The sequence below is a fragment of the Clostridioides sp. ZZV14-6387 genome, from assembly GCF_020657835.1.
Lineage (GTDB): Bacteria > Bacillota > Clostridia > Peptostreptococcales > Peptostreptococcaceae > Clostridioides > Clostridioides difficile_A.
In genome coordinates this window covers 1-25,801 of sequence record NZ_JAGWCW010000009.1, presented here as the reverse complement: position 1 = coordinate 25,801, position 25,801 = coordinate 1, and the positions used below count along the sequence as shown (strand labels likewise).

Genomic DNA, 25,801 nt, shown 5'->3' with positions numbered 1-25,801 from the left:
TAAATAGAAGGAGTTAAGTTGATGTTATATGTTTTTTTAAAAGGACATGATTATAAGTATGAAGTAGCAGAACTTATAAAATTGTTTACTAATGAATTTAAATTTAATGACTCTGATAAATGTGGTAATAACATGGAGTCAATGTATTTAATAAATAGGTTGATTTATGAAAATGGAGTCTTGTTTTCAAGTACTGAGTATTATGAAGATGAAAACTTGAAGTATGAATCAATACAAAATATAGAAAATATAAATCTTGAATTTTTAAATGGATTTGATAATAGCAAATCAATTGAAGAGTTTTTGAATAAGTTAGATAATGAAAGTAAGAGAAACTTTAAAAAACTATGTAAAGAAAGCATCAAAAAAAGCATGTTTATAGTGCTTAAGCAAATATTTAATTCTTATGTTCCATGGGGAATTTTGACTGGTATTAGACCAGTCAAAATTGTCCACAATCTAATGGATAAAAAGCTAGATGATAATAGCATAAGAACCATTCTAAAAGATAATTATTTTATAATAGATGAGAAAATAGATTTAGCTCTTGAAATAGCCAAAAGAGAGCGAGTATTTATGTATCCTATAGATAAAAATAAAATTTCTCTTTATGTAAGTATTCCATTTTGTCCAACTAGATGTGTATATTGTTCATTTCCTTCAAACTCATTAAAGCAATTTGGGCATTTGAAAAGAGAATATGTTTATAAATTGATTGAAGAAATCAAGGGATTTGCCAAGCTTATTAAGGATACTAATAAAGAAATTGAAACTTTATATATTGGTGGGGGAACTCCTACTACATTGGATGAGGAAGAGTTAGATTTGCTTATAAATTCATTGTTTAGTGAATTAGATTTAACTAAAATCAAGGAATTCACTGTAGAAGCAGGTAGACCAGATACCATTACAGAGCAAAAATTAAAAGTATTGAAAAAGCACAATGTAAGTAGAATTAGCATAAATCCTCAGACTATGAATGATGAGACTTTAGTTAAAATTGGAAGAGAACACAAGGTTTCTGACTTAGTAGACTGCTTTAATATGGCTCGTAGAATGGGATTTGATAATATAAACATGGATATAATTTTAGGTCTTATAGATGAGGACTTAAATATGGTAAGGAATACATTGGAAGAAATAAAAAAACTTTCTCCTGAAAGTCTTACAGTTCACACATTAGCTATAAAGAGAGCATCTAACTTGAATATAAATATGGATATGTATAAAGAACACCTAACACAGTATGAAGAAATGGTAAAAATGATAGATTTATCAATGAAGTATGCAAAAGATATGGGATTAAACCCATATTATATGTACAGACAAAAACATATGTTAGGCAATTTAGAAAATATAGGTTATGCTAAAGAAGGATATGAGTGCATTTATAATATACAAATTATGGAGGAAAAGCAAAGTAACTATGCATTAGGTGCAGGTGCTATATCAAAATTTGTTTATGTAGATGAAGATAGAATTGAAAGAGTAGAAAATGTAAAAAACGTTGAACAATACATTGCAAGAGTAGATGAAATGATAAAAAGGAAGAAAGAAGAGGTATATAAAAATGTTGACTAAAGCTCCTAGAGGAACTAAAGACATAACTCCAAAAGAGGCTTATAAATGGAGTTATGTAGAAAATAAATTTAGAGAAATATGTGCTTTATATGGATATGAAGAAATGGTAACACCTATATTTGAACATACAGAACTTTTTAAAAGAAGTGTTGGAGATACTACAGATATAGTTCAAAAAGAAATGTATTCTTTTAAAGATAAAGGAGACAGAGAAATTACATTAAAGCCAGAGGGAACAGCAGGTGTAGTAAGGGCATTTATAGAAAATAAATTGTATGCAGATACTCAGCCAACTAAGTTATTTTATGTTACACCTTGTTTTAGATACGAAAGACCTCAAGCTGGAAGACAAAGACAATTTCATCAATTTGGTATAGAAGCACTTGGAAGTGACACTCCTTCAATGGATGCTGAAATAATAGCATTAGCTGTTCAATTTTTTAATGAAGTTGGGCTAAAGGATTTAATAGTAAGCATAAATTCAGTTGGTTGTCCAGTTTGTAGAAAAGAATACAATGCTTTATTAAAAGAATATCTTGATTTAAAAGCAGATGTATTATGCGAAACTTGTAATGAAAGAAGAGAAAAAAATCCAATGAGGGTTATAGATTGCAAAAATCCTACATGTAAGGAAAATATTAAGGATATACCATTTATTGCAGACCATTTATGTGATGATTGCAAGACTCACTTTGCGAAATTACAAGAATATTTAAATGAAATGGATATAAACTTTGTAGTTGATAAAACAATAGTTAGAGGACTAGACTATTACAGAAAAACTGCCTTTGAAATTATATCTAATGATATAGGAGCGCAAAGTACTGTATGTGGTGGAGGTAGATATGATGGTCTTGTTGAGCAACTAGGAGGACCAAAAGGTATAAGTGGGATTGGATTTGGATTAGGAATTGAAAGACTTTTACTTACACTTGAAAACAATGGTATTGAAATAGAAAATCCACAGTCTACAGACATATTTATAGTAACAATAGGAGAAGAAGCAAATACAAAAAGCTTTAACCTATTAAAAGAATTGAGAAAAAATCATATAAGTGCAGATAAAGACCATATAGAGAGAAGTGTCAAAGCACAATTTAAATATTCAGATAAGATAAATTCTAAATTTACAATAGTAATTGGCGATGATGAGCTTAAAAATGATACTGCAACATTAAAAAATATGAAAACATCAGAGCAAATTACTGTAAAATTAAGTACATTAGTTGAAGAATTAAAACAAAAGCTGTAAAATAAGAAAGTATGATGTTTTGCATATTAGATAATAATATAGCATTAAAATTAAATAAAATGGAGGTAGTATCTTGGAAACTTTAAAGGGTCTAAAGAGAACTCACTACTGTGGAGAGTTGAGAGAAAAGAACATAAATGAAGAAGTTGTACTTATGGGATGGGTACAGAAAAAAAGAAACTTAGGTGGTCTTGTATTTGTTGATTTAAGAGATACAAGTGGATTATGTCAAATAGTTTTTGATACAGATGTAGATAAAGAAGCTTTTGAAAAAGCTGAAAAATTAGGAGCTGAATTTGTAATAGCTGCAAAAGGAAAAGTATGCGAAAGACAATCTAAAAATCCTAATATGCCAACTGGAGATATAGAAATATTTGCCACTGAACTTAGAATCTTAAATAAGTCAGAAACTCCACCTATTTATATAAAAGATGATGATGATGTTTCAGAAGCATTAAGATTAAAATATAGATACTTAGATTTAAGAAAAGCATCTATGCAAAGAAACTTAAAATTAAGACATAAAGTAATGAATATTACAAGAAATTACTTATCGAATAATAGATTTTGCGAAATAGAAACACCATTTTTAATTGCACCAACTCCAGAAGGAGCAAGAGATTACCTTGTACCAAGTAGAGTTAATCCAGGTAAATTTTATGCATTACCACAATCACCACAATTATATAAACAGTTATTAATGGTAAGTGGTATGGATAGATATTTCCAAATAGTTAAATGTTTTAGAGATGAAGATTTAAGAGCAGATAGACAGCCAGAGTTTACACAAATAGACTGTGAAATGTCTTTTGTTGAGCAAGAAGATGTTATGAATATGATTGAAGGATTGCTTGAAGCTATATTTAAAGAAGTTTTAGATGTAGAATTAACACTTCCACTTCCTAAGATGACTTATGCAGAAGCTATGTCTAGATATGGTTCAGATAAGCCAGACACTAGATTTGGATATGAATTAACAGATATATCTGATGTTGTTTGTAACTGTGGGTTCAAAGTGTTTGCGGATGCTACACAGCCAGGTAAAAGTGTTAGAGGTATAAATGTAAAGGGTAAAGCTGATGATTTTACTAGAAAGCAAATATCATCATTAGAGGAACATGCTAAAACATATAGAGCAAAAGGTCTTGCTTGGATGAAAGTAGGACAAGAAGGAGTAACTTCTCCAATAGCAAAATTCTTTAATGAAGAAGAAATGAATGCTATACTTACAAGAATGAATGCTGAAGCAGGAGATTTGCTTTTATTTGTAGCTGATAAAAACTCAGTAGTATTTGATGCTTTAGGACAAGTTAGACTTGAAGTAGCTAATAGACTTAACATGTTAGATAAAAATGTATATAATCTATTATGGGTAACTGAATTCCCTGTTTTTGAAGAAGATGAAGAAACAGGAAAATTCTCAGCAATGCATCACCCATTTACATCACCTATGGATGAAGACTTAGACAAGTTAGAAGAAGGTGATAAAGCATCTTTAAGAGCTAAAGCTTATGACATCGTATTGAATGGTTATGAGATAGGTGGAGGAAGTGTTAGAATATCAAATTCTGATGTACAATCAAAAATGTTTAAAGCACTTGGTTTTACAGAAGAAAGAGCTAATGAGAAGTTTGGATACTTATTAGAAGCATTTAAATATGGAACTCCTCCTCATGCTGGTTTAGCTTTTGGTCTTGATAGACTTGTTATGTTACTTGCAGGAGCTGACAATATAAGAGAGGTTATTGCATTCCCTAAAAATCAAAATGCTGTTTGTCCTATGACAAATGCTCCAACATTAGCAGAAGATGAGCAATTAGAAGAATTAAGTATAAAAGTTGATATAAAAGACAACGAATAATATATAGTTATAAGAAATTAAAATGTAAAAAGTCTGGATATAAAGCATATTTATATTCAGACTTTTTTAGTTAATCTATTTTTTCTATTTTAAATATATTTATAATTTTGGCATCTGGGCAACAAAATACACATTCGTTTTTATTTTCCTCACCAGGTATGCTTCCACCATATCTTAGAATGTCAAGATAAGGAAAAGCTACATGTAATGCCATTGGACATAATTTTCCTCTTTCTGTATCAAAATCAAATGAATCTCCAATCTTATGTCCATAATGACAAGCACCTTTTTCTTTTTTATCTATTAAGGTTATCTTTATCTTTGGTCTTCTAGCCATATTTTTATACATCCCCCTTGTATTTTTATTTAATATAAAAAGACTATAATTATAGCTTTTATTTAAAGATTTTTAAAATAATTAATAAGAAAGTCTTTAAATAATAACACAGCTTTAGATGTGTAATTTTCATTAAACCATGATAGATTTAAGTATCTTTTAAATTCAATATCTTTTATATGTAATAGTTTAATTTCTGGGTCTTTAGATAATCCCCATGATTTTCCACATATAAATCCAACACCTTGAAGTGATTTTATGAGTGCATAGATTGTATATGGTGAATCGCATTCAAAGGCTATTTTTGGTTTAAAATTAGCAGATTCACATAGTATATCTATTATTTCTCTATAGTTCTCACCCTTAGTTATAACTATGAAGTTTTCATCAGAAACTTCACTTAGGTAGACTTCATCTTTTAAAGATAAGTTATGGTTAATTGAAATACCTAGTAATATCTCTTCACAAGTTAAAGTTATATTATTTTCTGAATTTATTTTTGTAAATGAAGAAGATATATACAAATCAAAATCACTTTTCTTGTAAGAAGATGGCAGAGTATGTGAGACATTAAAAGTAATGTTAGGATATAGTTTTCTAAAATTACTTAAAAGTGAAGGTAGTACATTAGCTGCTGCAGTAGCTAATATTTTTACTTCTCCTGAGTTCTCTAAAGAAGTATCTCGTAATTCCTTTTTTGACATTTCTACCAAATCTAAAATACTATCCACTCTTTTTAAAAATAATTTTCCATATTCATTTAATACAATATATCTTCCTTTTCTATCAAACAACTTGACTCCAAGTTCTCTTTCTAAAGAAGATATGGTCTTACTTAAAGCTGGTTGTGCTATATTTAGTTTTTGTGATGCTTTTGTTATGTGTTCCATTCTAGCAACTGTTTGAAAGTACTTAAGATGCAATAAATCCATAATATAAAATACACCTCTTTTAATATGACTTGAGTTATATCAATTTGATAATTAACTATATATTATACATTATAATATAAAGCTTGTATAATAAACTATAGTATATCAAAAAGTTAATCACATAGTTCTTTATGTATTATACATAATCTAATTAAAAAAAATGAGTCCAATATATAATTAATTAAAGAAATAATGCTGAAAATTTTAATTATATAAAAATATATCTGAGAAATAAATTGTATATCAAGTAAGGTAAAAAATTATTATAGAAGTTAAGATATACTAAAAATAAAATTTTATTTATATTATTTAATATCTTAGAGTAATGATATTAGCTAAATTATTATGTTATACTATTTTAAATAGGAAAAATTTAGATACTATAATTTTAGGGGGAGTTAAGATGAAATTAACTAAATCAATATCATCCGTATTGTGTTTATCTCTAGTTTTAAGCTTATCACCAGTGTCACATGCAAATGAAATAAGTAGAACAACATTGGAAAATACTTTAGTAGGTCAGGATAGATACCAAACTGCTATTGAAGTAAGTAAAAAAGGATGGAGTAGTGCAAATGAGGCTGTAGTTGTAAATAGTGAATCTATTGTAGATGCATTGTCTGTAACACCATTTGCAAAATTAAAAAATGCTCCTATACTATTGACAGAAAAAAACAATCTAAATTCACAAACTGAGAAAGAATTAAAGAGATTAGGAGTTAAAAAAGTTTATATAATTGGACTATCTAGTTCTGTATCAAATGATGTACAAAAACAGTTAGAATCTAATAATCTAACTACTGATAGAGTTGGTGGTAGTGATAGATATCAAACAGCCTTGAGTATAGCTAAAAAAATAGAGGAATTAAAAGATATATCAGAAATAGCTATAGTAAATGGATATACAGGTCTTGCTGATGCAGTTAGTATAGCTTCTGTAGCTGCGACTAATGGAATGGTTATACTTCCAGTGTCTGATTCATCTGGAATATCTAGCTTTAAAGATTTTATAGAATCTAAGAATATAAGTAAATCATACATAATAGGCTCTACTAATGCTGTATCAGATAAAATAAAACAAAGCTTACCTAATTCTGAAAGAATAGGTGGAGCAGATAGAAATGAAACTAATGGTAAAGTAATAGAAAAGTTTTATACATCCAATAAATTAAATAATGTATTTGTAGCCAAAGATGGAATGAAAAAGCAAAATCAACTTATAGATGCTCTAGCAGTAGGAGTGCTGGCATCAAAAGAAGATTCTCCTGTACTTATAGTAGGGGAACAATTAAGTACAACACAAAAGAGTGTATTTTCAAATAAAAGTGCTACCTCTATAACTCAAGTTGGTAGTGGAGGGAATGAGAGTGCATTTAAAGAATTAAAAGAGTTACAAACAAATAGTACTAATAAGAAAGTAATGTATGTAACTAATACAGATAAGGTGAATATAAGAAGTGATGCTACAATAGAAGCTTCTGTTATAGGATATTTAAATAATGGTGATGAAGTAGAAGTTTTAGAAGTATTAAAAACAGGATGGGTAAAAATAAAATACAATGAAGATATTGGGTATGTTAGTGGGTCTTATCTGACAAATAATAAGCCTGATAGTAGTAATGAAAATGTAAAAATAAAGTATGTAAAAGAAAAAGACGGTCTTAATGTTAGAAAAGGACCAAGTACAGAAGATGAAAAAATAGGACATCTTTCATATGGAAGTAAAGTGGAAACAATAGAAATGTTTGCTACAGGATGGGTAAAAATAAAATATAGTGGTGGATATGGTTATGTAAGTAATGATTATTTATCTGATACACCAGTTATTTAATTATAAATAATAGTAAAAGAAACTGCTTTAATATATGAAGCAGTTTCTTTTTTATAAAATTTTAAGCTTTATGGTTATTTCTATTTGGATGCCTTAATTCTAGGATTAATTATTATGGATATTGCTATCATACAAATACTTAAAATCCAGTGAATAATTCCAAACTTAGATATCAATAAATTCAATCCTGCTATAGTAAATAAACAATATTTAATTAGAATTAAAAGCGAATTTATAGAAATACCTTTTATTGAAAGTATTCTAAATCCTAGGAAAGACATTCTAAGCCCTACAAATGCCAATAATATACCTGTAATATCTTGAATTAAGTAATAGTATTCAAAGTTCATACTTAATCAACTCTTCTCTGGGCAATGTCAAATATCTCTAATTCTTCAATTTCATCATCTGTATATGTAAGCATAGTAAAGCCAGTTACACCATAAATAAATGAAATTATAGGAGTAATCCAACTTAAGAAACAGTATGGTATAAATTCTAGTGGACTTACACCAAGAGTTTGGGCACAGAAAACAGCATTTGAATTCCAAGGTATTAATGGTCCACCAAGTGTGGCTGTATCTTCTATAATTCTAGATAGATTCTGTGGTTTTAATCTAAACTCTTTGTATATTGGTGACATTAAAGTTCCAACAAATACTGAAGTAAACATCATTGATGAGCTAAATGCATTTGCAAAGTAACTTACTATAAAGGTAGACCCAACCAATTTAGTTCTAGATTTTCCTATTTTAGTTATCATAGGCTGAAGTAGTACCTCTAAGAAACCAGTTTTTTGGAGAATACCAGCAATAACAAAAACTACAAAGACTAGTAAAACAGTTTCAGCCATGCTCATGATTCCCCCACGATTTAATAGCTTGTCAGCATAGGCAAATCCAGTATCGATAGTAAAACCTGATAGCATATAATTTAAAATATCGCCTATTTTTTCTCCTTCTTGAAATACAGCTATGATAAGCCCCATTATAGCTGAACTTAATATAGATATAATAGGAGGTTTTTGTAACAATAGAAGTAATAATAAAAACATTATTGGAATCATTGCTACTAAACCAATATGAAAGTTTGAATTTAATACATCTTTAATTTGGTTTATTTGAACATAGTCAATAGTGTTATTTGAATATTTTAAGCCAATTACTGTATATAGAACTATACATATTACGTATGCAGGTCCTGTTGTGTAAACCATGTGTTTCATATGTGTAATCACATCTGTCTTACAAACTGCTGCAGCTAAGTTTGTAGAATCTGATAGGGGAGACATCTTATCTCCAAAGAAAGCGCCAGAAATGACTGCACCAGCTGTTAAACCAAGAGGAATACCCATGCTAGTACCAATACTCATCATTGCTATACCAGAAGTTCCAAGAGTTCCCCAAGATGTACCTGTAGCAACAGAAGTAAGTGAACAGACTATTAATGTTGTAAGTAAAAAATATTTGGGTGTTATTATTGTTAGACCGCTATACACTACTGTTGGTATCGTACCAGCAGCTATCCAAGATGCTATTAGTACGCCAACAGAAAGTATAATTAAATTTGATTGAAAGGCATCCTTCCCAACCTCAAATCCGAAAGCCTCTATTTCATCATTAGTGTAACCAAGCTTCATAGCAGCAGGAACTACTATAAGCCATGAAAGTAAAAACATTATAGTTATAGAGGCATTAAATACAACTATACCAATTGATGTTAAAGCTATTATTGCAAGCATTACTAACAAGGAATATCTAAATGAAGGTCTTTTTCTTTCTGTATCTATTTTCATAGTGCAAATTCTCCTTAAATATTTTAGTTGATTGCATTTTTTATTCTTATAAGAGCTTCTTCAAGCATACTTTTTGGGCACGCTAAGTTTATCCTTTGATACCCTTTTCCTCCAATGCCAAAACTATTTCCTTGATTTAAGGCAATCTTACCTTTTTTAACAAGTATACTTTCTAGTTCATCATCACTCAATCCAAGTTCACTAAAGTCTACCCATAATAAATAAGTTCCCTCTGGTTTTCTAACTTTAAGTTTTGGCATATTTTCATTTATATATTTTATAGCAAAATCTATATTGGATTCTAAATATTCCAAGAATGATTCTAACCAAGGTTCACCATTATTATATGAGGCCTCTGTTGCAACTAAGCTGAAGCAGTTATTTCTTTTTATATCAATTCTAGTGAAGGCATTATCTAACAACTTATAGTCTTTTTCATCAGGTAGTATCACATAAGATGATTGAAGACCAGCTATATTAAAAGTTTTAGTTGGAGCCATACAAGTAATTGTATTTTTTTCATATTCTTTAGAAATAGATGCCATAGGGATATGTTTATGTTTTTTTAATATAATATCACTATGTATTTCATCAGATATTACTTTTACATTATGTTTAAGGCAAATGTCTCCTAGTTTTTTTAATTCTTCTTTTGTCCATACTCTACCAACTGGATTATGAGGATTGCAAAGTATAAACAATTTTACATCTTTAATCTTGCTTTCAATGTCTTCATAATTCATTACATAATTTCCATCTTCTAGTTTTTGTAATGGGCTTATAACCAGTTCTCTATTATTATTTTTCACAACGCTATTAAAAGGACTATAAACTGGTTCTTGTATCATTATTTTATCGTTTTCTTTTGTAAGTTCGTTTATTAAAAGACTTATAGCTGGTATAACACCTGGGCTATAAACTAACCATTCACTTTTAATTTTCCAGTTATGTCTTCTATCTAGCCAATTTACTATCGATTTATTGTAAGAATCTGGCCTTGTTGTGTAACCATAAATCTCTTGCTCTAGTCGATTTTTTAAAGCATCAATTATACAAGGGGCAGCTTTAAAATCCATGTCAGCTACCCACATAGGAAGTAAATCATTGGTTCCATATTTTTTATCCATCTCTGACCATTTAGACGAAAAATTATTACTTCTATCAACAACTTCATTAAAATTATAATTCATTATAAAAACCTCCAGTAATTTTAAAATTTATGTTAATAATATTAAGCAAACAACATGCCAAGATGGATAATAAAAAGTAATTAACAATAAGTTAATATTTGATATTAAGTAATTCCAAAGTATAGAGCAATTAAAAATATTAACTATATTTAGAACTTTGTGGAAAAGCTTATTTCGAATAAAGTTTCATATGTATGAAAATATAAATAAATGGGGTTAAGTGGTTTAACAGTTTAACTTATTAGACCTGTTTATATTTTTTTATAAATTCAACCCCTTTTGATGTTATAACTGAACCACCACGACCAACAAGTATGTCTACAAGTCCAAAGTCTTGTAATTCTAGAAGTATATTTCTAATCTGTTGTTCTGTCAGAAATCTATTTTCATTTAAAGCTATTTTGTACAGACTTTTTCTGCCAATTCTTTCTTTTAAATCATAAGCCTTCTTTAAATTGTCCAATATAAATAGGTATCCCTCTAAAGGTCTTTTAAAGTTATAATCATGTTTTATTAAGTTTTTGTCTTTGTTAATGTTTAATTGATATTTTACTGTTTTATCTGTTACTTTGTTACAGACAGTCCTACTATAATTTGAATCTATAGTATCCAATATATATTCAGGTAAGTCACAAATTTCTATAACATCTTTTCCTAAGTAGCAGAAGTATTCCCCTAAATTTCTTAATTCCCTTACATTTCCTTCCCATTTATACACTTTAAAGATTTCTTTTACTTCTTTACTTAGAATAAAATTACATGGAATATCATACTTTAGAGAATTGAAAATCTCAAATATATCAGTAGGCCTTTCTCTAAGAGGGTGTATTTTAAGAGGAAGAACGTTTAATCTAAAGTATAAATCTCTTCTAAACATGTCTTTAGATACAAGTTCTTTTAAATTTCTATTAGTAGCTGCAATTATTCTTACATCAATATCAATGACATTGTTTGAACCAATACGCCTTACTTGTTTTTCTTGTATAACTCTAAGTAATTTAGATTGAGAATTTAAATCCATTTCTCCAATTTCATCCAAAAATATAGTTCCATTGTTAGCTAATTCAAATAAACCAATCTTTCCACCTTTTTTAGCACCAGTAAAAGCACCTTCATCATAGCCAAATAGTTCGCTTTGTAATAAATTTTCTTGAAAAGTACTACAATTTACTGCTACGAAAGGACCATCTTTTCTTCTAGAGGCGCTGTGAATAGATTGAGCAAATAATTCCTTGCCAGTACCACTTTCACCAATTATTAAAATAGAGGAGTTTGATTGAGCCATGCTATTGGCAATTTTTTTTGTATTAATGGTTTGTATACTAGAGCCTAATATATCATCAAATGTATATTTACTGACATTACCTGAATTGACTAATTGTGCTCTTAACTTGGCTTGCTTTTTTTCTAGTTGAGAGAATTTGGTCATTTTCAATATAAATCCATCAAATACATTTAATTGTATATGTTTAATCTCTAAATTTATATCTACATGATTTATTTTAATTAATTTTTCATAAAATGGAGCTTTATTGGTTAATATGTTTTGAAAATTTATTTCTCTTATACAATCACCAATAAATTCATAAATCATTTCATTTGCATTTATAGATAAAATTTTTCTAGCCATATGATTGTAAAATTGAATTATCCCATCATTATTGGTACATATAATTCCATCATCAATTATAGATAATAATAAATCAAATTGCCTTTCAAATTTATTTGCATCTAATAGTAACTCACCTGTACTATAGCTTGTAGGTATTATTTTCTCTACATATTTTTTTATTAAGTCATCTTTTATTAGATGTTTTAGTTTAGTTTTTGTAGCAATTTCAACTATACAACTTAAATCTATTATTCTATATTTCAAGTCTATAACTTCACAATTTTTAACTTTAGGTAAGATTTTTTCGCCAGGAGTTAGTATTATAGCATCTGTAGGAGTAAATTCTATCTCTGGATAACAAGGTAGGATATTGATATTGTCTATTCCTAGTCTATGTATTAAAGATATTGTCTCTATTGCCATATCCTTACTTAGATTATATACATAAATAATTTTATCTTTTTCTAATCTTGATATCATATCTATACTGTTCTTTTCAAATGTTAACTTAGGTACAATAATTTGAGCATCATGATGGGATAATTTTGCTATTTCATCATATTTTAAATAAGCAGATAATAATATCAAACTTTCTTTAAAAAATCTTAAATTTCCTTCTTCAAATGAGTATAAATTTATTTTTATATTGTTACCTAAAAATTGTCTTATTTGGTCTTCATAAATTTCTCCAGCATCTTTTTTTAAACTTACAATAGCTAATTCCATTTGTTTCATTTTAACCTCTCATACAAATTTGACTTATTTTAGATTATATAACAATTAAACTAGATATAAATAATTTTGTTTAATTGTTATTATAAATTTATTATAGATTATATATGGAAGTAAAAGAAATCGCTAAAATTATTCCTTTTATTTTTGTTTTTTGTATCTATTTGGTATAATAGTATTAAAGCGTATAATAATTTAGGCAAAATTTTTTAAGAGGAATATTAGAGGAGAATATAATATGAAAAAATGTCTTTACTGTAATAGGGATATAAAGTCACCAAATAATAAATTAGCTATACAATATGATGACAATACAAATATATATCCATGTCGTGCAGAATGTAAGGAAAAAATTGAAGAATATATAGCGAAAAAACCTACATATAAATTTATAAATATATTAGAGGTTCTTTTAGGTGTGGGTGGAATATTTTGTTTTTTGAGTAAATGGACTATTGCAGCCCAAGTTGTACTTGGAATTGATGCATTGGTTATATTTTTATTTCCATTAGCAGGGTTTAAGATGAATGGAAAGTTAAGTATGGAACAAACTAAGAATCAAAGTAGGTCTATTGCAATATCAATTTTAGCATTTATAGTAGTAATAACTGTATTGTATTTTAAACAAATTGGTAAGTAGAGCATAATTGAATAAGACATCATTAGAGTATGAGGTGAGTTTATGGAAGAAAGAAAATTAGCGCCAAACAATGAGAGAGAAGCTCTTATAAAAAGATTAAAGAGAATAGAAGGTCAAGTAAAAGGGATACAAAAGATGGTAGAGCAAGAACGTTATTGTGTTGATATACTGGTTCAAATATCTGCTATAAGGTCTGCTATAAACAGAGTGGGCACGATTATACTGGAAAATCATATAAAAGGATGTGTAGCAGAAAGCATTAAACATGATGATGGTGAGCAAACTGAAGAGATGATAAAAGAACTTATGGATACTATAAATAAATTTACAAAATAAGGAGGCGGTTAGTTATGAATCAACAAGGATTTATTATGGAAATTGTTGATGATAGAACTGCAAAATTAAAAATGCAAAGACATTCAGCTTGTGCTGCTTGTGGAAAGTGTGCTACTACAGATTCGGCAGAGTCGAAGGAAATATTAGTAGAAGTAGATAACACAATTGGTGCAAAAGTTGGTGACCATGTAGAAGTAAGTATGGATAATATGAATGTATTAAAAGCAGCTGTAATGGCTTATATAATACCACTTATAGCACTTCTTGTGGGAACAATAGGGACTTACTATATATTAGGTGCAATAGGAGTAACATCTGGTGTTGAAGTCATAAGTGGATTGGTTGGAATCTGTCTTACAATACTTTGCTATCTGTACTTAAAGAAGAATGACAAAAAATTTAGAGATAGTAGAGAGTTTATACCAGTAATAACAAGAATATTAATTGACCTTTAAAATAATTAAAAAATAGCAATGTACTTTTTGAATAAATACCCAGTGTGTATTTGCAAAACTTTAGTACATTGCTATTTTTGTGTTTTATTTCGATTTTCTGTATGGAATAAAGTTTTTTCTGATTTTTAAAAGATTCAATGTTCTTACAAAAGAAGTTACAACTAATACACCTAATGCTATTGCAGCACTTAAAAATAGGGCATCTGTACCTTTTGACATGGCCAAAGAATAATTTTTTTGAATCAAAGATAACATTGTATTGTACAATCCAATACCTGGTATTAAAGGAAGGATACCTGGTATTACGAACACAATAGCTGGTTGTTTTAACTTTCTAGCTAAAGTCTCACTACATGCTGAGACTAAAGCAGCAGCTATAAATCCTGCAAAAACTGCATTTGTAGTAAAATTAAATAAATAAACATACACAATCCAGCCAATTCCACCAGTTATTCCAGCTGGAAGAAGTAGATAAAGTGGAGCATTAAAGAAAACAGCAAATCCAGCAGTTGCAATGCCTGAAAATAAAAAATGTAAAATCATTGACATATCAGTCATTAGAAAGGACCTCCTATTCTATACCATGTATCAAGAACAAAACCAACTCCAGAAGCAATTGCAATAATAATCATAGCTGCATCAAAAGCACGAGAAATTCCTGATATTAAATTACCTGATATTAAATCTCTAATAGCTTTTATAAAGGCAACTCCTGGGAGTAGTGGCATTATAGCACCAACTATAAGCATCTTAGGGTCATTTAAAATGCCTATTTCAACTAACAGAACTCCTGAAAGTGCAATTAAAAAAGAGGATACTAAACAGGAAAATGCAGATATTGCACTTATCTTCATAGTTTTATCATAAGTAATCGCGGCAAAGATTGCTATTATAAATGTAAGTATAAAATTTAATACATAATTCCCTCCAAGCAAACAAGCAAAACAAGCAGATGCAATTCCTGTACAAGAGTAAAATAACCACAAAGGATAAGGTTTTACATCTTGGATTTCATAAAGACGTGCAATGGCATTATCAATATCATATTCTTTGTCGCTTACAAATTCTCGAGAAAAACTATTTAATAAAGAAATCTTATTTAAGTTTATACCTCTTGATTGAATCGTTTTCATAAATGAAAAGCCATCAAATTTTTCATCAGAAATAATTATTACTGTAGGAGTTGTAAAAATATTTACATGATAAAATCCTCTTGACCTGCATATCCTAAGGACACTGTCTTCAACCCTAGATGTTTCAGCTCCATTTTTTATCATAAGTTCCCCTACAAATAGAGCTAATTTTAGAATATTTTTCTTATATTCAAGCTCCTCATTTTGATTCATAAATACACCTCCAAATTAAAAACCGTAATATTGAAATTATACCAAATTTCTAAGCAATATTCCTTAATATATATATAAATTATATTATCTTTTTTTATTTAAAAATAGTCACATTTAAATTATATCCAATTAAAAGAATTAGACAATATTATTTATTATATTTTAACTTAAAAATAAAGAAAGTAACTATGTTAAATATAGAAAAATAGCAAAACACTTGACTATTAATTTGTAAAGGACTATAATAATAAATTATCATATTGATAAAAACGAAAATTATGAAATGTCTGTAAAAATAAAAATTAAATAATAACTAGGAGGAGTAATATGTTTGAGAACTTGAAAAAAGCGGACCCTGAGATTTATGAAAGTATGAAAAGAGAGTTAAAAAGACAACAAAGAAATATTGAATTGATAGCATCTGAAAACATAGTATCAGTTCCAGTGATGGAGACTATGGGAAGCCATCTTACAAATAAGTATGCAGAAGGTTACTCAGGAAAAAGATATTATGGTGGATGTGAGTACATAGATGAAGTTGAAACTCTTGCAATAGATAGAATCAAAAAAATATTTGGAGCAGAGCATGCTAATGTTCAACCTCACTCTGGAGCAAATGCAAATATTGGTGTATATTTTGCTATGTTAAAACCAGGTGATGTTGTTATGGGAATGAATTTATCTCAAGGTGGACATTTAACTCATGGTGCTCCAGTTAATATTTCTGGTCAGTATTATAAATTTTATGAATATGGTATAGATAAAAATAGTGGACTTATAGATTTTGATGAAGTTAGAAAAATAGCGCATGAAGTAAAACCTAAAATGATAGTTGCAGGAGCAAGTGCATATCCTAGAGAAATAGATTTTAAAAAATTTAGAGAGATAGCTGATGAAGTTGGAGCATTGCTTATGGTAGATATGGCTCACATAGCAGGTCTTGTTGCAGCTGGTCTTCACCAAAATCCATGTGAAGTGGCTGATTTTGTTACAACAACAACTCACAAAACTTTAAGAGGGCCTCGTGGAGGAGTTATTCTTTGCAAAGAAAAGTATGCTAAAGCTATAGACAAAGCAATATTCCCTGGAATTCAAGGTGGGCCTCTTGAACATATAATTGCATCTAAAGCAGTTTGTTTTAAAGAAGCTTTAAGTGATGAATTTAAAGAGTATCAAGTACAAGTTGCTAAAAATGCAAAAGCTCTAGCTGAAGAACTTATTAAAAGAGATTTTAAATTAATTTCTGGAGGTACAGATAATCATTTAATATTATTAGACTTAACTAATAAAAATATAACTGGTAAAGCTGCAGAAAAAAGATTGGATGATGCTTATATCACAGCTAATAAAAATACAATTCCATTTGACCCAAATGGTGCTCTTGTTACAAGTGGGATAAGACTTGGTACTCCAGCTGTAACTACTAGAGGTATGAAAGAAGAAGATATGGCGATAATTGCTGAGGCCATAGACCTATGTTTAACTTATGATGAAGAATCTAAGGCTAGAACATTAGTTGTTGGATTAACTGAAAAATATCCTTTATATGAAGAATATAATATTATGGATTAATTATAAAGAATAATTAAATAAAGTATGTTTAAATAATTATAATGATTGTGTATGTATTTGAATATATAGATATAAAACCCAATTGGTATAGGAGATAATCTTCTATATTAATTGGGTTTTGTACTTTTTAATTAAAACTTTAAGATTTCTTAAGAATTATACTAGGTTTTTCTAAAGATTTAAAGTCTATACTTATAAATATAGTAATTAGAGGAAAAGAAAGACTTTAATGAGGAGGGAATCTTATGAAAGTATTAATTCTTACAGGAAAATTTGGTATGGGTCATTACTCAGCATCAAATTCTTTAAGTGAAGATATAAAAACAAAATTTAATAATTCAGAAATAATAATTAAAGATATATTTGAATATATTATGCCTAACTATTCTGATAAAATGTACAAGACTTTTTCTATTCTTGTAAATCGGGGAAGTAGTCTTTATAATTTATTTTATAAATGTACAGAAAATGGAAAGAAAGATATAAAATTTACTTTTTCAGATTATTTTTTAACTAAATTAGACAAGTTACTTAATGAAATACAACCAACAGTAGTTATTTCAACTTTTCCATTTTGTTCACAATTAGTATCAAGATATAAGGAAAAGTATAATTCAAATCTTCCTTTGATAACATGTATAACAGATATAAGTAGTCACTCAGAATGGATTAGTAAAAATACAGATTGTTACTTAGTAGCTAGTAAATCTACGAAGGAAGAACTTGTTTTTAAGGGAATAGATGAAGAAAAAGTTAAAGTTAATGGTATTCCAGTAAAAAAAGAATTTAAAAAAATAGAACATATAAATCACTCAAATAAAAAAAATATACTTATAATGGGTGGAGGTTTAGGGTTACTGCCTAAGTCAGAACAGTTTTACAGTGAATTAAATAGTTTAGAAGGAGTAAAAACCACTGTAATAACTGGTAATAATAAAAAAATGTACTATAAGTTATCTGACAGATATGAAAACATAGAGGTAGTAGGCTATACGAATGAAGTATATAAATATATGAAAAATGCTGACCTTATTATTTCTAAACCAGGTGGAATAACTCTATTTGAAACTATTTATTCAGAACTTCCAATATTAGCATTTAATCCATTTTTACAACAAGAGATAAATAATGCTGATTTTATATTAAATAATAAGATTGGAAGAATACTTGATAAAAATAAAAAATACTATGTAGATGAAATAAAAGATTTAATTTATGATGATGCCACTCTTCAAGAGATGAGTAGAAATATGAAAGAATTAAAAAAACAGTTTGATAACAATACATTAGAAAATATTTTATTTTCATTTGATGAACAAGGAGAGTGTATAGAATGTATGTAGTAGGTTTAATTATAGTTGTTGCATTGATTTTTTTGGTACATTCAATTATACCTACATATTATAACAAACTATTAAATAAAGATGTATTAAAAAATATGACTGGAGAAAATGAAATTGCACTAACATTCGATGATGGTCCAGATAAGAGATATACAGAAAAATTATTAGATGTTTTAAAAGAAAATGATATAAAAGCCATGTTTTTTGTAGTTGCAAAGAATGCTGAAAAAGAGCCTGAAATTATAAAAAGGATGTTAAGAGAAAATCACATAGTTGGTTTACATTCATTGGAACATAAGAATGCATGGCTTTACAGTTATAATTATGTTAAAAAAGATTTTATGGAAAGTGTAAATATAATGAAAAATTTAGGTGTAGATATAAACTATTATCGTCCACCATGGGGTCATACTAATATATTTTCAAATCTATTTGTTAAAAAATATAATCTAAAAATGACATTATGGGACGTAATGGCAGAAGATTGGAGTAAAGATAGTACTGTAGAGATTATTATAAATAAATTAATGAGTAGAACAAAAGAAAATTCTATAATTTGTTTACATGATGCGGGTGAAAATTCAGGTGGTGCAGTAGGTGCACCTGAGCGTACTATTGAAGCTTTGAAGATAGCCATTCCAAAACTTAAAGATAGTGGTTTTAAATTTGTAGCACCAGAAAGGATGTAGCTATGATAAGTAAAACTGAAAAGAAAAATAAATGCCTAGGTAGTGTTGCTTTTTTAGTTTTACTAATGGGCATAACAGGATACTTTGTTTTTAGAGGGCAATCAATTGAATCATTAATAAAATCATTAAAAGGCGCAAGCCCTATGTTTATACTAATTGGATTTATGATGATGATTATATATGTTGCTTGTGAAGGTATAAACATATATTTAGGTGTAAAAGCCTTAAAACAAAAAACTACTCTTTTAAAATGTATGGGATATGCTTTTATTGGATTTTATTTTAGTTCAATTACACCTTCAGCCTCAGGTGGTCAACCAGCACAAGTTTATTATATGAAAAAAGATGATATAAATATATCTTACTCTTCACTTATATTATTAGTTATTGTTGTTATTCATCAAGTGGTTATATTAGCATATAGTGGAATAATGTTCATTATGGAACGTGAATTTATACTAAATAACGTAAGTGGTATGAATATTTTACTAATATATGGTGTAATAACAAATGTAGCTCTTGTAGTTGGAGTAATCACAATTATATTTTCAAAGAGACTGGTAAATAATTTTATAATATCAATAACAAACTTATTAGGAAAGTTAAGAATAATAAAAGATGTTGAAGGTTCAAGAAAAGTTATAACTTCTCAAATTGAAGAATATGTTAAAGGTGCCCAATATATAAAACAGAATCCAAAGCTTGTAATACAAATTTTAGCTATAACGATTATACAAATAACAGCTATGTTTTTAGTACCATTCTTTGTATACAAAGCTTTTCATCTATCAACGTATACTGTATTTGAGATATTGGCAATACAATCGCTACTAAATATTGCTGTTTCATCATTGCCATTACCAGGAGCTGTTGGAGCTTCTGAAAACAGTTTTATGACATTGTTTAAAATATTTTTCCCAGGTCATTTACTAGTTCCAGCAATGTTACTTAGTAGAGGAATAAGTTTCTATGCATTTGTAGCTATAAGTGGTTTGATATGTATTATAGTACATGTAAAATCTTCTGAAAAAGTTAAATCAGTAAAAAAAGTCATTTATGCAAGATAATATTATATAGATTATTTTTATAAGTATGTCAATTTATGTATACATGTTAATTTAATAGTAAATGTATTTACAATAGTAGAAAGTATTAAAACGTGTGACATTGCTAAGCTTTTGCTAATAAAGTATAATATTTTATATAGTTTGAAATATTTAAGAAATATAGCAAAGAAAGGAGCTTAGTGATGAATAAAGAGATTCCAAAAAAAATTTTAGTAGCTGATGATAATCCTGAGATTAGAGAAATTGTAGAGATACTTTTAACTGGTGAAGGTTATGAAGTTGTTATGGCTACAAACGGGGAAGAAGCTGTAAACTTAGTAGATAGTACGATTGACTTGATTATTTTGGATGTTGTCATGCCTGTAAAGACTGGGTTTGTTGCATGTAATGAAATTAGAGAAAAAACAACAGCCCCAATCTTATTTTTGACTGCAAAAACTCAAGATTCTGATAAAGTTATTGGATTTTCAGCAGGAGGAGATGACTATTTGTCAAAGCCTTTTTCATATTCTGAATTAATTTCAAGAGTTAAGTCACTACTTAGACGTTATTATATATATCAGGGAAAGGAAAAGGAAAGAGAGCCAAACATATTACATACAAAAGAATTATATGTCAATTTAGATACTCAAGATGTTACATTGAATGGAGAACCTGTATTTTTAACAACCATAGAATATAGTATTTTAGTACTTATGTTAAAAAATAGAAAGAAGGTTTTTTCATCTGAAAATCTATATGAGACTATTTGGGATGAACAATATTTTTATACAGCAAATAATACCATAATGGTTCATATTAGAAATTTAAGAAAAAAATTAGAAAAAGACCAAAAAAATCCACAATACATAAAAACTGCATGGGGGAAGGGGTATTATATTGATTAGCAAAATTAAGCCATCAAAGTTGGGTGTTATACTATTGATATATGTAGTAATCTCAGCTGCAGTGGCTTTTATTTTAAATATACCACTTTACTATACTGTTGAATCTATAGTAAAAGACGTGTCAGAAGGAAAGGTATATTTTAAAAGAGAAGTAGACCAACTTATGGATGATTTTCAACTTTATGTTACTGAGAATAATGTAAGTTCAAATGATGGAGATAATATAGCAAAATGGAATGGTGATAACTGGTTTGTTTCTATGAAGATATACAAAGGAAATAAGGTTTTTTATGATACATTATACTATCCTAATGAAGTACCAGATAAAAGTGAGGAAAATGAATTTTATAGTAGTTCTATGGCTAGAAATTATGAAATACAATTTTCTAATGTTAAAGCTGATATAGTTGTAATAGCATTATTTAGATTCAGATTTCAAAATTTTATAGATGCAATCTCTATTACATTTATGGCACTTACATTTATTATAACATTCCTGCTATTATTAAGTAGAAAGATAAAATACCTAAGGAAAATAGAGATGGGTATAAAGATAGTGGAGAGTGGTAGTTTAAAGTATAGAATTCCAGTCAAAGGGAATGACGAATTATCATCACTTGCATCTAGTATTAATGAGATGAGTCAAACATTAGAGCATCAACTTATAAAAGAAAGAGAAATGAAGAATAAAAATAAAGATATAGTAACTTCAATATCACATGATGTCAGGACTCCATTAACATCAGTAATATGTTACTTAGATTTAATTAAAGACCATAAATATAATAGTCCTGAGCAACTAGAACAGTATATAAAAAATGTAAGGTCTAAAGCATATCAAATAAAAGATTTAACTGATGACCTTTTTACCCATTTTGTCAATTCTGGAGAGGAAGTTTCCAAAGAATATGAAAAGATAAATGCAAATGAATTTATTTTTCAATTGCTTTTAGATAGTTCATATACATTGGAGGAAAAAGGCTTTCATATAACCATAGAGAATGAACTTTATAATCAGTATCATATTTATGTAGATGTAACACAATTTAGGAGAATATTTGATAACTTATGTTCTAATATAATAAAATACGCTAGAAAAGATAAACCAGTAGTATTTTTAATTAAAGTTGAAGATTCTAAATTATTAATTATACAAAAAAATAGAGTGAGTAATTTTTCAAAAAATGTAGAAAGTTTTGGAATAGGTATAAAAAATTGCGAGAAAGTAGTTGCACATCATAATGGGAGTATAAATGTAAACTCAGATGATGAAGAGTTTTCTATTGAAATATCTATCCCAGTAAAGAAATTATAAAAATTTAAATTTTATATTGTACAGTTAATAATTGTGTATCTATGAGCAAGTAACAAGTTAACTTACAAGACCATATAATATTATTATCTTAAAAAAAGGGGACATAATAATATGGTTTTGACAGGAGCACATTATATTTACATTGTATTTATGGTAATTATATTAATTACTATGATTATGAAAAAGGATACAATAGTACCATGTATATTGGGTGTTTTTTTCATGGGATTATTCTTTGAGAAAAATATATTTGGGGCTATAACAGCAGTATTCAACTCATTTATTATATCTTTAAATGAGTTGGGACCAATTATTTTAATTATAGCTATTATGGTTGCTTTATCTAAAGCATTAGAAGCCAATAATGCTATACAGTATATGGTAAGGCCATTTTCAAAAGTTATAAAAAATTCTAATACTGCATTTTTTGTAACTGGATTTGTCATGTTAATTCTTTCATGGTTTTTCTGGCCAACTCCAGCTGTTGCTTTAGTTGGGGCTGTTTTTTTACCTGTTGCTATGAGAGCTGGATTACCAGCAATTGGTGTTGCAGTGGCATTAAATTTATTTGGTCATGGTCTTGCTTTATCTACAGACTTTGTCATTCAAGGGGCTCCAAGTATAACAGCTGGTGCAGCAGGAGTTGCAGTATCATATGTTATAAATGACGGTATGATTCTATTCTGGGTAATGGGAATTGTAACGATATCTATGGCATTTTATACATTGAAAAGAGACATTAATAAGGGAATGTTTAGAGAAGAACTCAAAGATTTTGAAAGTGAAGAAGTGGAAGAGTTTAATGGAAAATCTAAAATAGCAACTATTTTAGTAGCTTTAGGATTTCTTGCTGATATAATTGCAATGTATGCATTTGACCTAAAAGGAGGAGATGCTTCAGCACTTTTAGGTGGTACAGCAGTGTTTTTAATAATCATTATAAATACCATAAATTTTGGAAAAGATAGTCTTGAAAATGTCTGTGAGAATATAATTGATGGTTTTGTATTTGGTATAAAAATATTTGGAGCAATTATACCAATAGCAGCATTCTTCTATATGGGTGAAGTTGCACCTTTAACAGGCGTATTTGGAAAAGTATTAGCACCAGGCTCACAGGGCTTATTATCAGATATAGGCATAGCTCTTTCTCAAACAATACCGCTTAATAAGTTTGCTGTATCAGGTATAGAAACTATAGTAGGAGCAATAACTGGACTTGATGGTTCTGGTTTTTCTGGAATTTCATTAGTAGGCTCACTTGCTTCTGTGTTTGGAACAGCTATCAATGCAAGTGTTGGTGCATTAGCTGCATTAGGACAAATCAGTGGTATTTGGGTAGGGGGAGGCTGTTTAGTTCCTTGGGGACTTATCTCAGCAGCAGCAATTTGTGGAGTCAGCCCAATAGAGTTAGCAAAACGAAATTTTGTCCCAGTTATAACTGGGTTGATTGTAACAACTATAGTAGCGATGTTTATTATTTAGTTGAGTAAATAAGCATTAATTATATGCAAGTTTAAATAAACCTTGATTATATACAAATAAAAAATAGAGGTATAGCTGTAATTTATAGTAATGATTTTACTAACATTAAGCTATACATCTATTTTTTATTGATATTCTTCTATTAAATGATTTATATAGAAGATATTTTTATATTGTACTTTATAATGCTTAATAGACTATGTCAATTTGTAGATTTTAGATACAATTTAAAGTATTAATATTAATACTTTAAAAGTTCAAACTCATATCCTAGCTTTCTTGAATCTGATATAATATTATTTAAAATTTCTGTACTAGTTTTGGAAACTGCATGTAATAGCAAAATAGAGCCATCATGTAAATTATCCATTATTTTCTTATTTGCTTCTTCATGTGATGGTTGTTTTTCAGTATCCCAATCCCTGTATGCAAAACTCCAAAACACAGTCTTATATCCTAAGTTTTTAGTCATTGCTAAACTTTTCTCTGAGTACTTGCCCATAGGAGGTCTGAAAAATTTAACCATATCTTTTCCAGTTGCATCCTTATAGAGTTTTTCAACATCAGAGAATTCACCATTAAAGCTTTTTAAATTACTTGTTTTTGTTGGCATAGATGGATGAGATTTACTGTGATTTCCAACTATATGTCCTTCAGACACCATTCTTTTAACTAAGTCTTTATTTTCCTTTATGTATGGAGATGTAACAAAAAAAACTGCTTTAACCTGATTTTGTTTTAAAATATCTAGTATCTTTGATGTATATCCATTTTCATAGCCCTCATCAAATGTAAGGTATAAAGTTTTCTGGCTATCTTTTTTAGGTCCATTATATATGGCATCATAGTCAGAAAATTTAAAATCAATGTCAGTATTTACCTCTGGGGTCTTATGTTTAGTGTTTGGTATGTAAAACCAATCAAGAGTGGTGTTATCTAAAGAGGATACATCTAGTTTGTCACTATCATTATTAATAGTATCTTGTTTTGATGGTTTATCTGTTCCATCTGAAACGACAACATTGGAAGTATCCTTATCGCTATCTAATTCTTTATTATCTTCTTGTGACTGTGTTTCTTTATTTTGGTTTGTATTTTGTTTGCTCTGTGAATTTGAACATCCAACAATAAAAAAAACAGATAGACAAATTAATGCTAAAAAATATAATATCTTTCTAAACATTTTGAAGCTCCTTTCTAAATTAATAACAATTGTACATAGTATCATTATAATTGTAAATTCTTACTAATAATAGTTACATCTTTGAAAATAAAGTCATAATAGTATTACAAATAGATGAATAATCGATAAATTTAAGAAAAAATGAAAAAAGTAGTTGACCATACTAGAATAAGATGTTATTATAATAAATGTGCTCAACAAGAAGTAAAAAAATAACAAGCACAAAGAAGCAAATTAAATGAAATGAACTTTGAAAATTAAACAGTAGGTTAATTTATAAAACAAGAAACAAACCATAAAGCCAGATATTTTGATAACAATAGTATCTGAGCCTGATAAACTTTTATTTGAGAGTTTGAT

Annotated in this window: 23 protein-coding genes; 14 read left to right on the top strand and 9 right to left on the bottom strand. The window is 28.4% G+C overall.

The window, feature by feature from the left end; genetic code table 11:
• Positions 1 to 21 precede the first annotated feature (21 nt).
• The 3 genes from KGF38_RS07575 to aspS all read left to right on the top strand — a co-directional run bounded on the left by KGF38_RS07575 (position 22) and on the right by aspS (position 4,694).
• On the top strand, positions 22 to 1,581 hold the full coding sequence (locus KGF38_RS07575) for a coproporphyrinogen III oxidase (RefSeq protein ID WP_054277343.1): 1,560 nt from the start codon (positions 22 to 24) through the stop codon (positions 1,579 to 1,581).
• Entirely contained in the window at positions 1,571 to 2,833 is a 1,263-nt protein-coding gene (hisS, locus tag KGF38_RS07570; protein ID WP_227832280.1) for a histidine--tRNA ligase, read from the top strand. Before KGF38_RS07575 ends, hisS begins: the two co-directional genes overlap by 11 nt.
• Before the next feature lie 73 nt (positions 2,834 to 2,906).
• Entirely contained in the window at positions 2,907 to 4,694 is a 1,788-nt protein-coding gene (aspS, locus tag KGF38_RS07565; protein ID WP_054271313.1) for an aspartate--tRNA ligase, read from the top strand.
• A gap of 70 nt (positions 4,695 to 4,764) precedes the next feature.
• Here aspS and KGF38_RS07560 read toward each other — a convergent pair whose 3' ends face one another.
• Positions 4,765 to 5,031: a TIGR04076 family protein gene (locus KGF38_RS07560; RefSeq protein ID WP_227832279.1), complete on the bottom strand. Its 267-nt coding sequence runs from the start codon at positions 5,029 to 5,031 to the stop codon at positions 4,765 to 4,767.
• A gap of 62 nt (positions 5,032 to 5,093) precedes the next feature.
• The gene (locus tag KGF38_RS07555) at positions 5,094 to 5,963 is read right to left on the bottom strand and encodes a LysR family transcriptional regulator (RefSeq protein WP_054271311.1); all 870 of its coding nucleotides are present in this window, start codon (positions 5,961 to 5,963) and stop codon (positions 5,094 to 5,096) included.
• A gap of 403 nt (positions 5,964 to 6,366) precedes the next feature.
• On the opposite strand from KGF38_RS07555, the gene KGF38_RS07550 reads away from it, so the two are divergent.
• Positions 6,367 to 7,794, top strand: a complete 1,428-nt coding sequence (locus KGF38_RS07550) for a cell wall-binding protein Cwp14 (RefSeq protein ID WP_074178824.1) — start codon at positions 6,367 to 6,369, stop codon at positions 7,792 to 7,794.
• An 80-nt stretch (positions 7,795 to 7,874) separates the two neighbouring features.
• On the opposite strand, the gene KGF38_RS07545 is transcribed toward KGF38_RS07550, so the two are convergent.
• From KGF38_RS07545 to KGF38_RS07530, 4 genes are all read right to left on the bottom strand, one after another.
• Positions 7,875 to 8,144: a hypothetical protein gene (locus KGF38_RS07545; RefSeq protein ID WP_074178825.1), complete on the bottom strand. Its 270-nt coding sequence runs from the start codon at positions 8,142 to 8,144 to the stop codon at positions 7,875 to 7,877.
• A 2-nt stretch (positions 8,145 to 8,146) separates the two neighbouring features.
• Positions 8,147 to 9,589, bottom strand: coding sequence for a Na+/H+ antiporter NhaC (nhaC, locus tag KGF38_RS07540; protein WP_074178826.1), 1,443 nt, complete (start codon positions 9,587 to 9,589; stop codon positions 8,147 to 8,149).
• 23 nt (positions 9,590 to 9,612) lie between these two features.
• Positions 9,613 to 10,779, bottom strand: a complete 1,167-nt coding sequence (locus KGF38_RS07535) for a MalY/PatB family protein (protein ID WP_074178827.1) — start codon at positions 10,777 to 10,779, stop codon at positions 9,613 to 9,615.
• Positions 10,780 to 11,020: 241 nt separating this feature from the next.
• Positions 11,021 to 13,126, bottom strand: a complete 2,106-nt coding sequence (locus KGF38_RS07530) for a sigma-54 interaction domain-containing protein (RefSeq protein WP_227832278.1) — start codon at positions 13,124 to 13,126, stop codon at positions 11,021 to 11,023.
• A gap of 235 nt (positions 13,127 to 13,361) precedes the next feature.
• On the opposite strand from KGF38_RS07530, the gene KGF38_RS07525 reads away from it, so the two are divergent.
• The 3 genes from KGF38_RS07525 to KGF38_RS07515 are packed head-to-tail and all read left to right on the top strand — an operon-like array spanning position 13,362 to position 14,554.
• On the top strand, positions 13,362 to 13,763 hold the full coding sequence (locus KGF38_RS07525) for a hypothetical protein (protein ID WP_054271306.1): 402 nt from the start codon (positions 13,362 to 13,364) through the stop codon (positions 13,761 to 13,763).
• A gap of 42 nt (positions 13,764 to 13,805) precedes the next feature.
• Positions 13,806 to 14,099 (top strand): metal-sensitive transcriptional regulator, encoded by a 294-nt coding sequence (locus KGF38_RS07520; protein ID WP_021385716.1) that lies wholly within the window; start codon positions 13,806 to 13,808, stop codon positions 14,097 to 14,099.
• Positions 14,100 to 14,113: 14 nt separating this feature from the next.
• Complete coding sequence (locus tag KGF38_RS07515) at positions 14,114 to 14,554, top strand: SoxR reducing system RseC family protein (RefSeq protein WP_227832277.1); 441 nt, start codon at positions 14,114 to 14,116, stop codon at positions 14,552 to 14,554.
• Positions 14,555 to 14,638: 84 nt separating this feature from the next.
• Here the strand turns inward: KGF38_RS07515 and KGF38_RS07510 are convergent, their stop codons facing one another.
• Both KGF38_RS07510 and KGF38_RS07505 read right to left on the bottom strand, forming a co-directional pair.
• Positions 14,639 to 15,112 (bottom strand): threonine/serine exporter family protein, encoded by a 474-nt coding sequence (locus KGF38_RS07510; RefSeq protein ID WP_054271304.1) that lies wholly within the window; start codon positions 15,110 to 15,112, stop codon positions 14,639 to 14,641.
• Positions 15,112 to 15,900, bottom strand: coding sequence for a threonine/serine exporter family protein (locus KGF38_RS07505; RefSeq protein ID WP_054271303.1), 789 nt, complete (start codon positions 15,898 to 15,900; stop codon positions 15,112 to 15,114). Before KGF38_RS07505 ends, KGF38_RS07510 begins: the two co-directional genes overlap by 1 nt.
• Before the next feature lie 327 nt (positions 15,901 to 16,227).
• On the opposite strand from KGF38_RS07505, the gene glyA reads away from it, so the two are divergent.
• The 7 genes from glyA to KGF38_RS07470 all read left to right on the top strand — a co-directional run bounded on the left by glyA (position 16,228) and on the right by KGF38_RS07470 (position 24,258).
• A complete protein-coding gene (gene glyA, locus KGF38_RS07500; protein WP_054277337.1) occupies positions 16,228 to 17,472 on the top strand; it encodes a serine hydroxymethyltransferase in 1,245 nt (414 codons plus the stop codon).
• A 245-nt stretch (positions 17,473 to 17,717) separates the two neighbouring features.
• The gene (locus KGF38_RS07495) at positions 17,718 to 18,815 is read left to right on the top strand and encodes an MGDG synthase family glycosyltransferase (protein WP_054277336.1); all 1,098 of its coding nucleotides are present in this window, start codon (positions 17,718 to 17,720) and stop codon (positions 18,813 to 18,815) included.
• The gene (locus KGF38_RS07490; protein ID WP_074178828.1) at positions 18,806 to 19,504 is read left to right on the top strand and encodes a polysaccharide deacetylase family protein; all 699 of its coding nucleotides are present in this window, start codon (positions 18,806 to 18,808) and stop codon (positions 19,502 to 19,504) included. The genes KGF38_RS07495 and KGF38_RS07490 overlap by 10 nt, the downstream gene beginning before the upstream one ends.
• Before the next feature lie 2 nt (positions 19,505 to 19,506).
• Positions 19,507 to 20,571, top strand: a complete 1,065-nt coding sequence (locus tag KGF38_RS07485) for a lysylphosphatidylglycerol synthase transmembrane domain-containing protein (RefSeq protein WP_074178829.1) — start codon at positions 19,507 to 19,509, stop codon at positions 20,569 to 20,571.
• 182 nt (positions 20,572 to 20,753) lie between these two features.
• On the top strand, positions 20,754 to 21,458 hold the full coding sequence (locus KGF38_RS07480; RefSeq protein WP_054271298.1) for a response regulator transcription factor: 705 nt from the start codon (positions 20,754 to 20,756) through the stop codon (positions 21,456 to 21,458).
• On the top strand, positions 21,451 to 22,773 hold the full coding sequence (locus tag KGF38_RS07475) for a sensor histidine kinase (protein WP_074178830.1): 1,323 nt from the start codon (positions 21,451 to 21,453) through the stop codon (positions 22,771 to 22,773). The genes KGF38_RS07480 and KGF38_RS07475 overlap by 8 nt, the downstream gene beginning before the upstream one ends.
• Positions 22,774 to 22,884: 111 nt before the next feature.
• Entirely contained in the window at positions 22,885 to 24,258 is a 1,374-nt protein-coding gene (locus KGF38_RS07470; RefSeq protein ID WP_054277332.1) for a hypothetical protein, read from the top strand.
• Between the two features lie 241 nt (positions 24,259 to 24,499).
• Here KGF38_RS07470 and pdaA read toward each other — a convergent pair whose 3' ends face one another.
• Positions 24,500 to 25,441 (bottom strand): delta-lactam-biosynthetic de-N-acetylase, encoded by a 942-nt coding sequence (pdaA, locus tag KGF38_RS07465; RefSeq protein WP_074178831.1) that lies wholly within the window; start codon positions 25,439 to 25,441, stop codon positions 24,500 to 24,502.
• Positions 25,442 to 25,801 lie beyond the last annotated feature (360 nt).

Coding starts and splice junctions, on each gene's coding strand:
- KGF38_RS07530 (WP_227832278.1), bottom strand. CDS start 13,126: ATGAAACAAATGGAATTAGCTATTGTAAGTTTAAAAAAAGATGCTGGA.
- KGF38_RS07545 (WP_074178825.1), bottom strand. CDS start 8,144: ATGAACTTTGAATACTATTACTTAATTCAAGATATTACAGGTATATTA.
- KGF38_RS07485 (WP_074178829.1), top strand. CDS start 19,507: ATGATAAGTAAAACTGAAAAGAAAAATAAATGCCTAGGTAGTGTTGCT.
- KGF38_RS07575 (WP_054277343.1), top strand. CDS start 22: ATGTTATATGTTTTTTTAAAAGGACATGATTATAAGTATGAAGTAGCA.
- pdaA (WP_074178831.1), bottom strand. CDS start 25,441: ATGTTTAGAAAGATATTATATTTTTTAGCATTAATTTGTCTATCTGTT.
- KGF38_RS07560 (WP_227832279.1), bottom strand. CDS start 5,031: ATGGCTAGAAGACCAAAGATAAAGATAACCTTAATAGATAAAAAAGAA.
- nhaC (WP_074178826.1), bottom strand. CDS start 9,589: ATGAAAATAGATACAGAAAGAAAAAGACCTTCATTTAGATATTCCTTG.
- KGF38_RS07495 (WP_054277336.1), top strand. CDS start 17,718: ATGAAAGTATTAATTCTTACAGGAAAATTTGGTATGGGTCATTACTCA.
- KGF38_RS07515 (WP_227832277.1), top strand. CDS start 14,114: ATGAATCAACAAGGATTTATTATGGAAATTGTTGATGATAGAACTGCA.
- KGF38_RS07510 (WP_054271304.1), bottom strand. CDS start 15,112: ATGACTGATATGTCAATGATTTTACATTTTTTATTTTCAGGCATTGCA.
- KGF38_RS07480 (WP_054271298.1), top strand. CDS start 20,754: ATGAATAAAGAGATTCCAAAAAAAATTTTAGTAGCTGATGATAATCCT.
- KGF38_RS07505 (WP_054271303.1), bottom strand. CDS start 15,900: ATGAATCAAAATGAGGAGCTTGAATATAAGAAAAATATTCTAAAATTA.
- KGF38_RS07520 (WP_021385716.1), top strand. CDS start 13,806: ATGGAAGAAAGAAAATTAGCGCCAAACAATGAGAGAGAAGCTCTTATA.
- hisS (WP_227832280.1), top strand. CDS start 1,571: ATGTTGACTAAAGCTCCTAGAGGAACTAAAGACATAACTCCAAAAGAG.
- glyA (WP_054277337.1), top strand. CDS start 16,228: ATGTTTGAGAACTTGAAAAAAGCGGACCCTGAGATTTATGAAAGTATG.
- KGF38_RS07535 (WP_074178827.1), bottom strand. CDS start 10,779: ATGAATTATAATTTTAATGAAGTTGTTGATAGAAGTAATAATTTTTCG.
- KGF38_RS07555 (WP_054271311.1), bottom strand. CDS start 5,963: ATGGATTTATTGCATCTTAAGTACTTTCAAACAGTTGCTAGAATGGAA.
- KGF38_RS07470 (WP_054277332.1), top strand. CDS start 22,885: ATGGTTTTGACAGGAGCACATTATATTTACATTGTATTTATGGTAATT.
- KGF38_RS07490 (WP_074178828.1), top strand. CDS start 18,806: ATGTATGTAGTAGGTTTAATTATAGTTGTTGCATTGATTTTTTTGGTA.
- KGF38_RS07550 (WP_074178824.1), top strand. CDS start 6,367: ATGAAATTAACTAAATCAATATCATCCGTATTGTGTTTATCTCTAGTT.
- KGF38_RS07525 (WP_054271306.1), top strand. CDS start 13,362: ATGAAAAAATGTCTTTACTGTAATAGGGATATAAAGTCACCAAATAAT.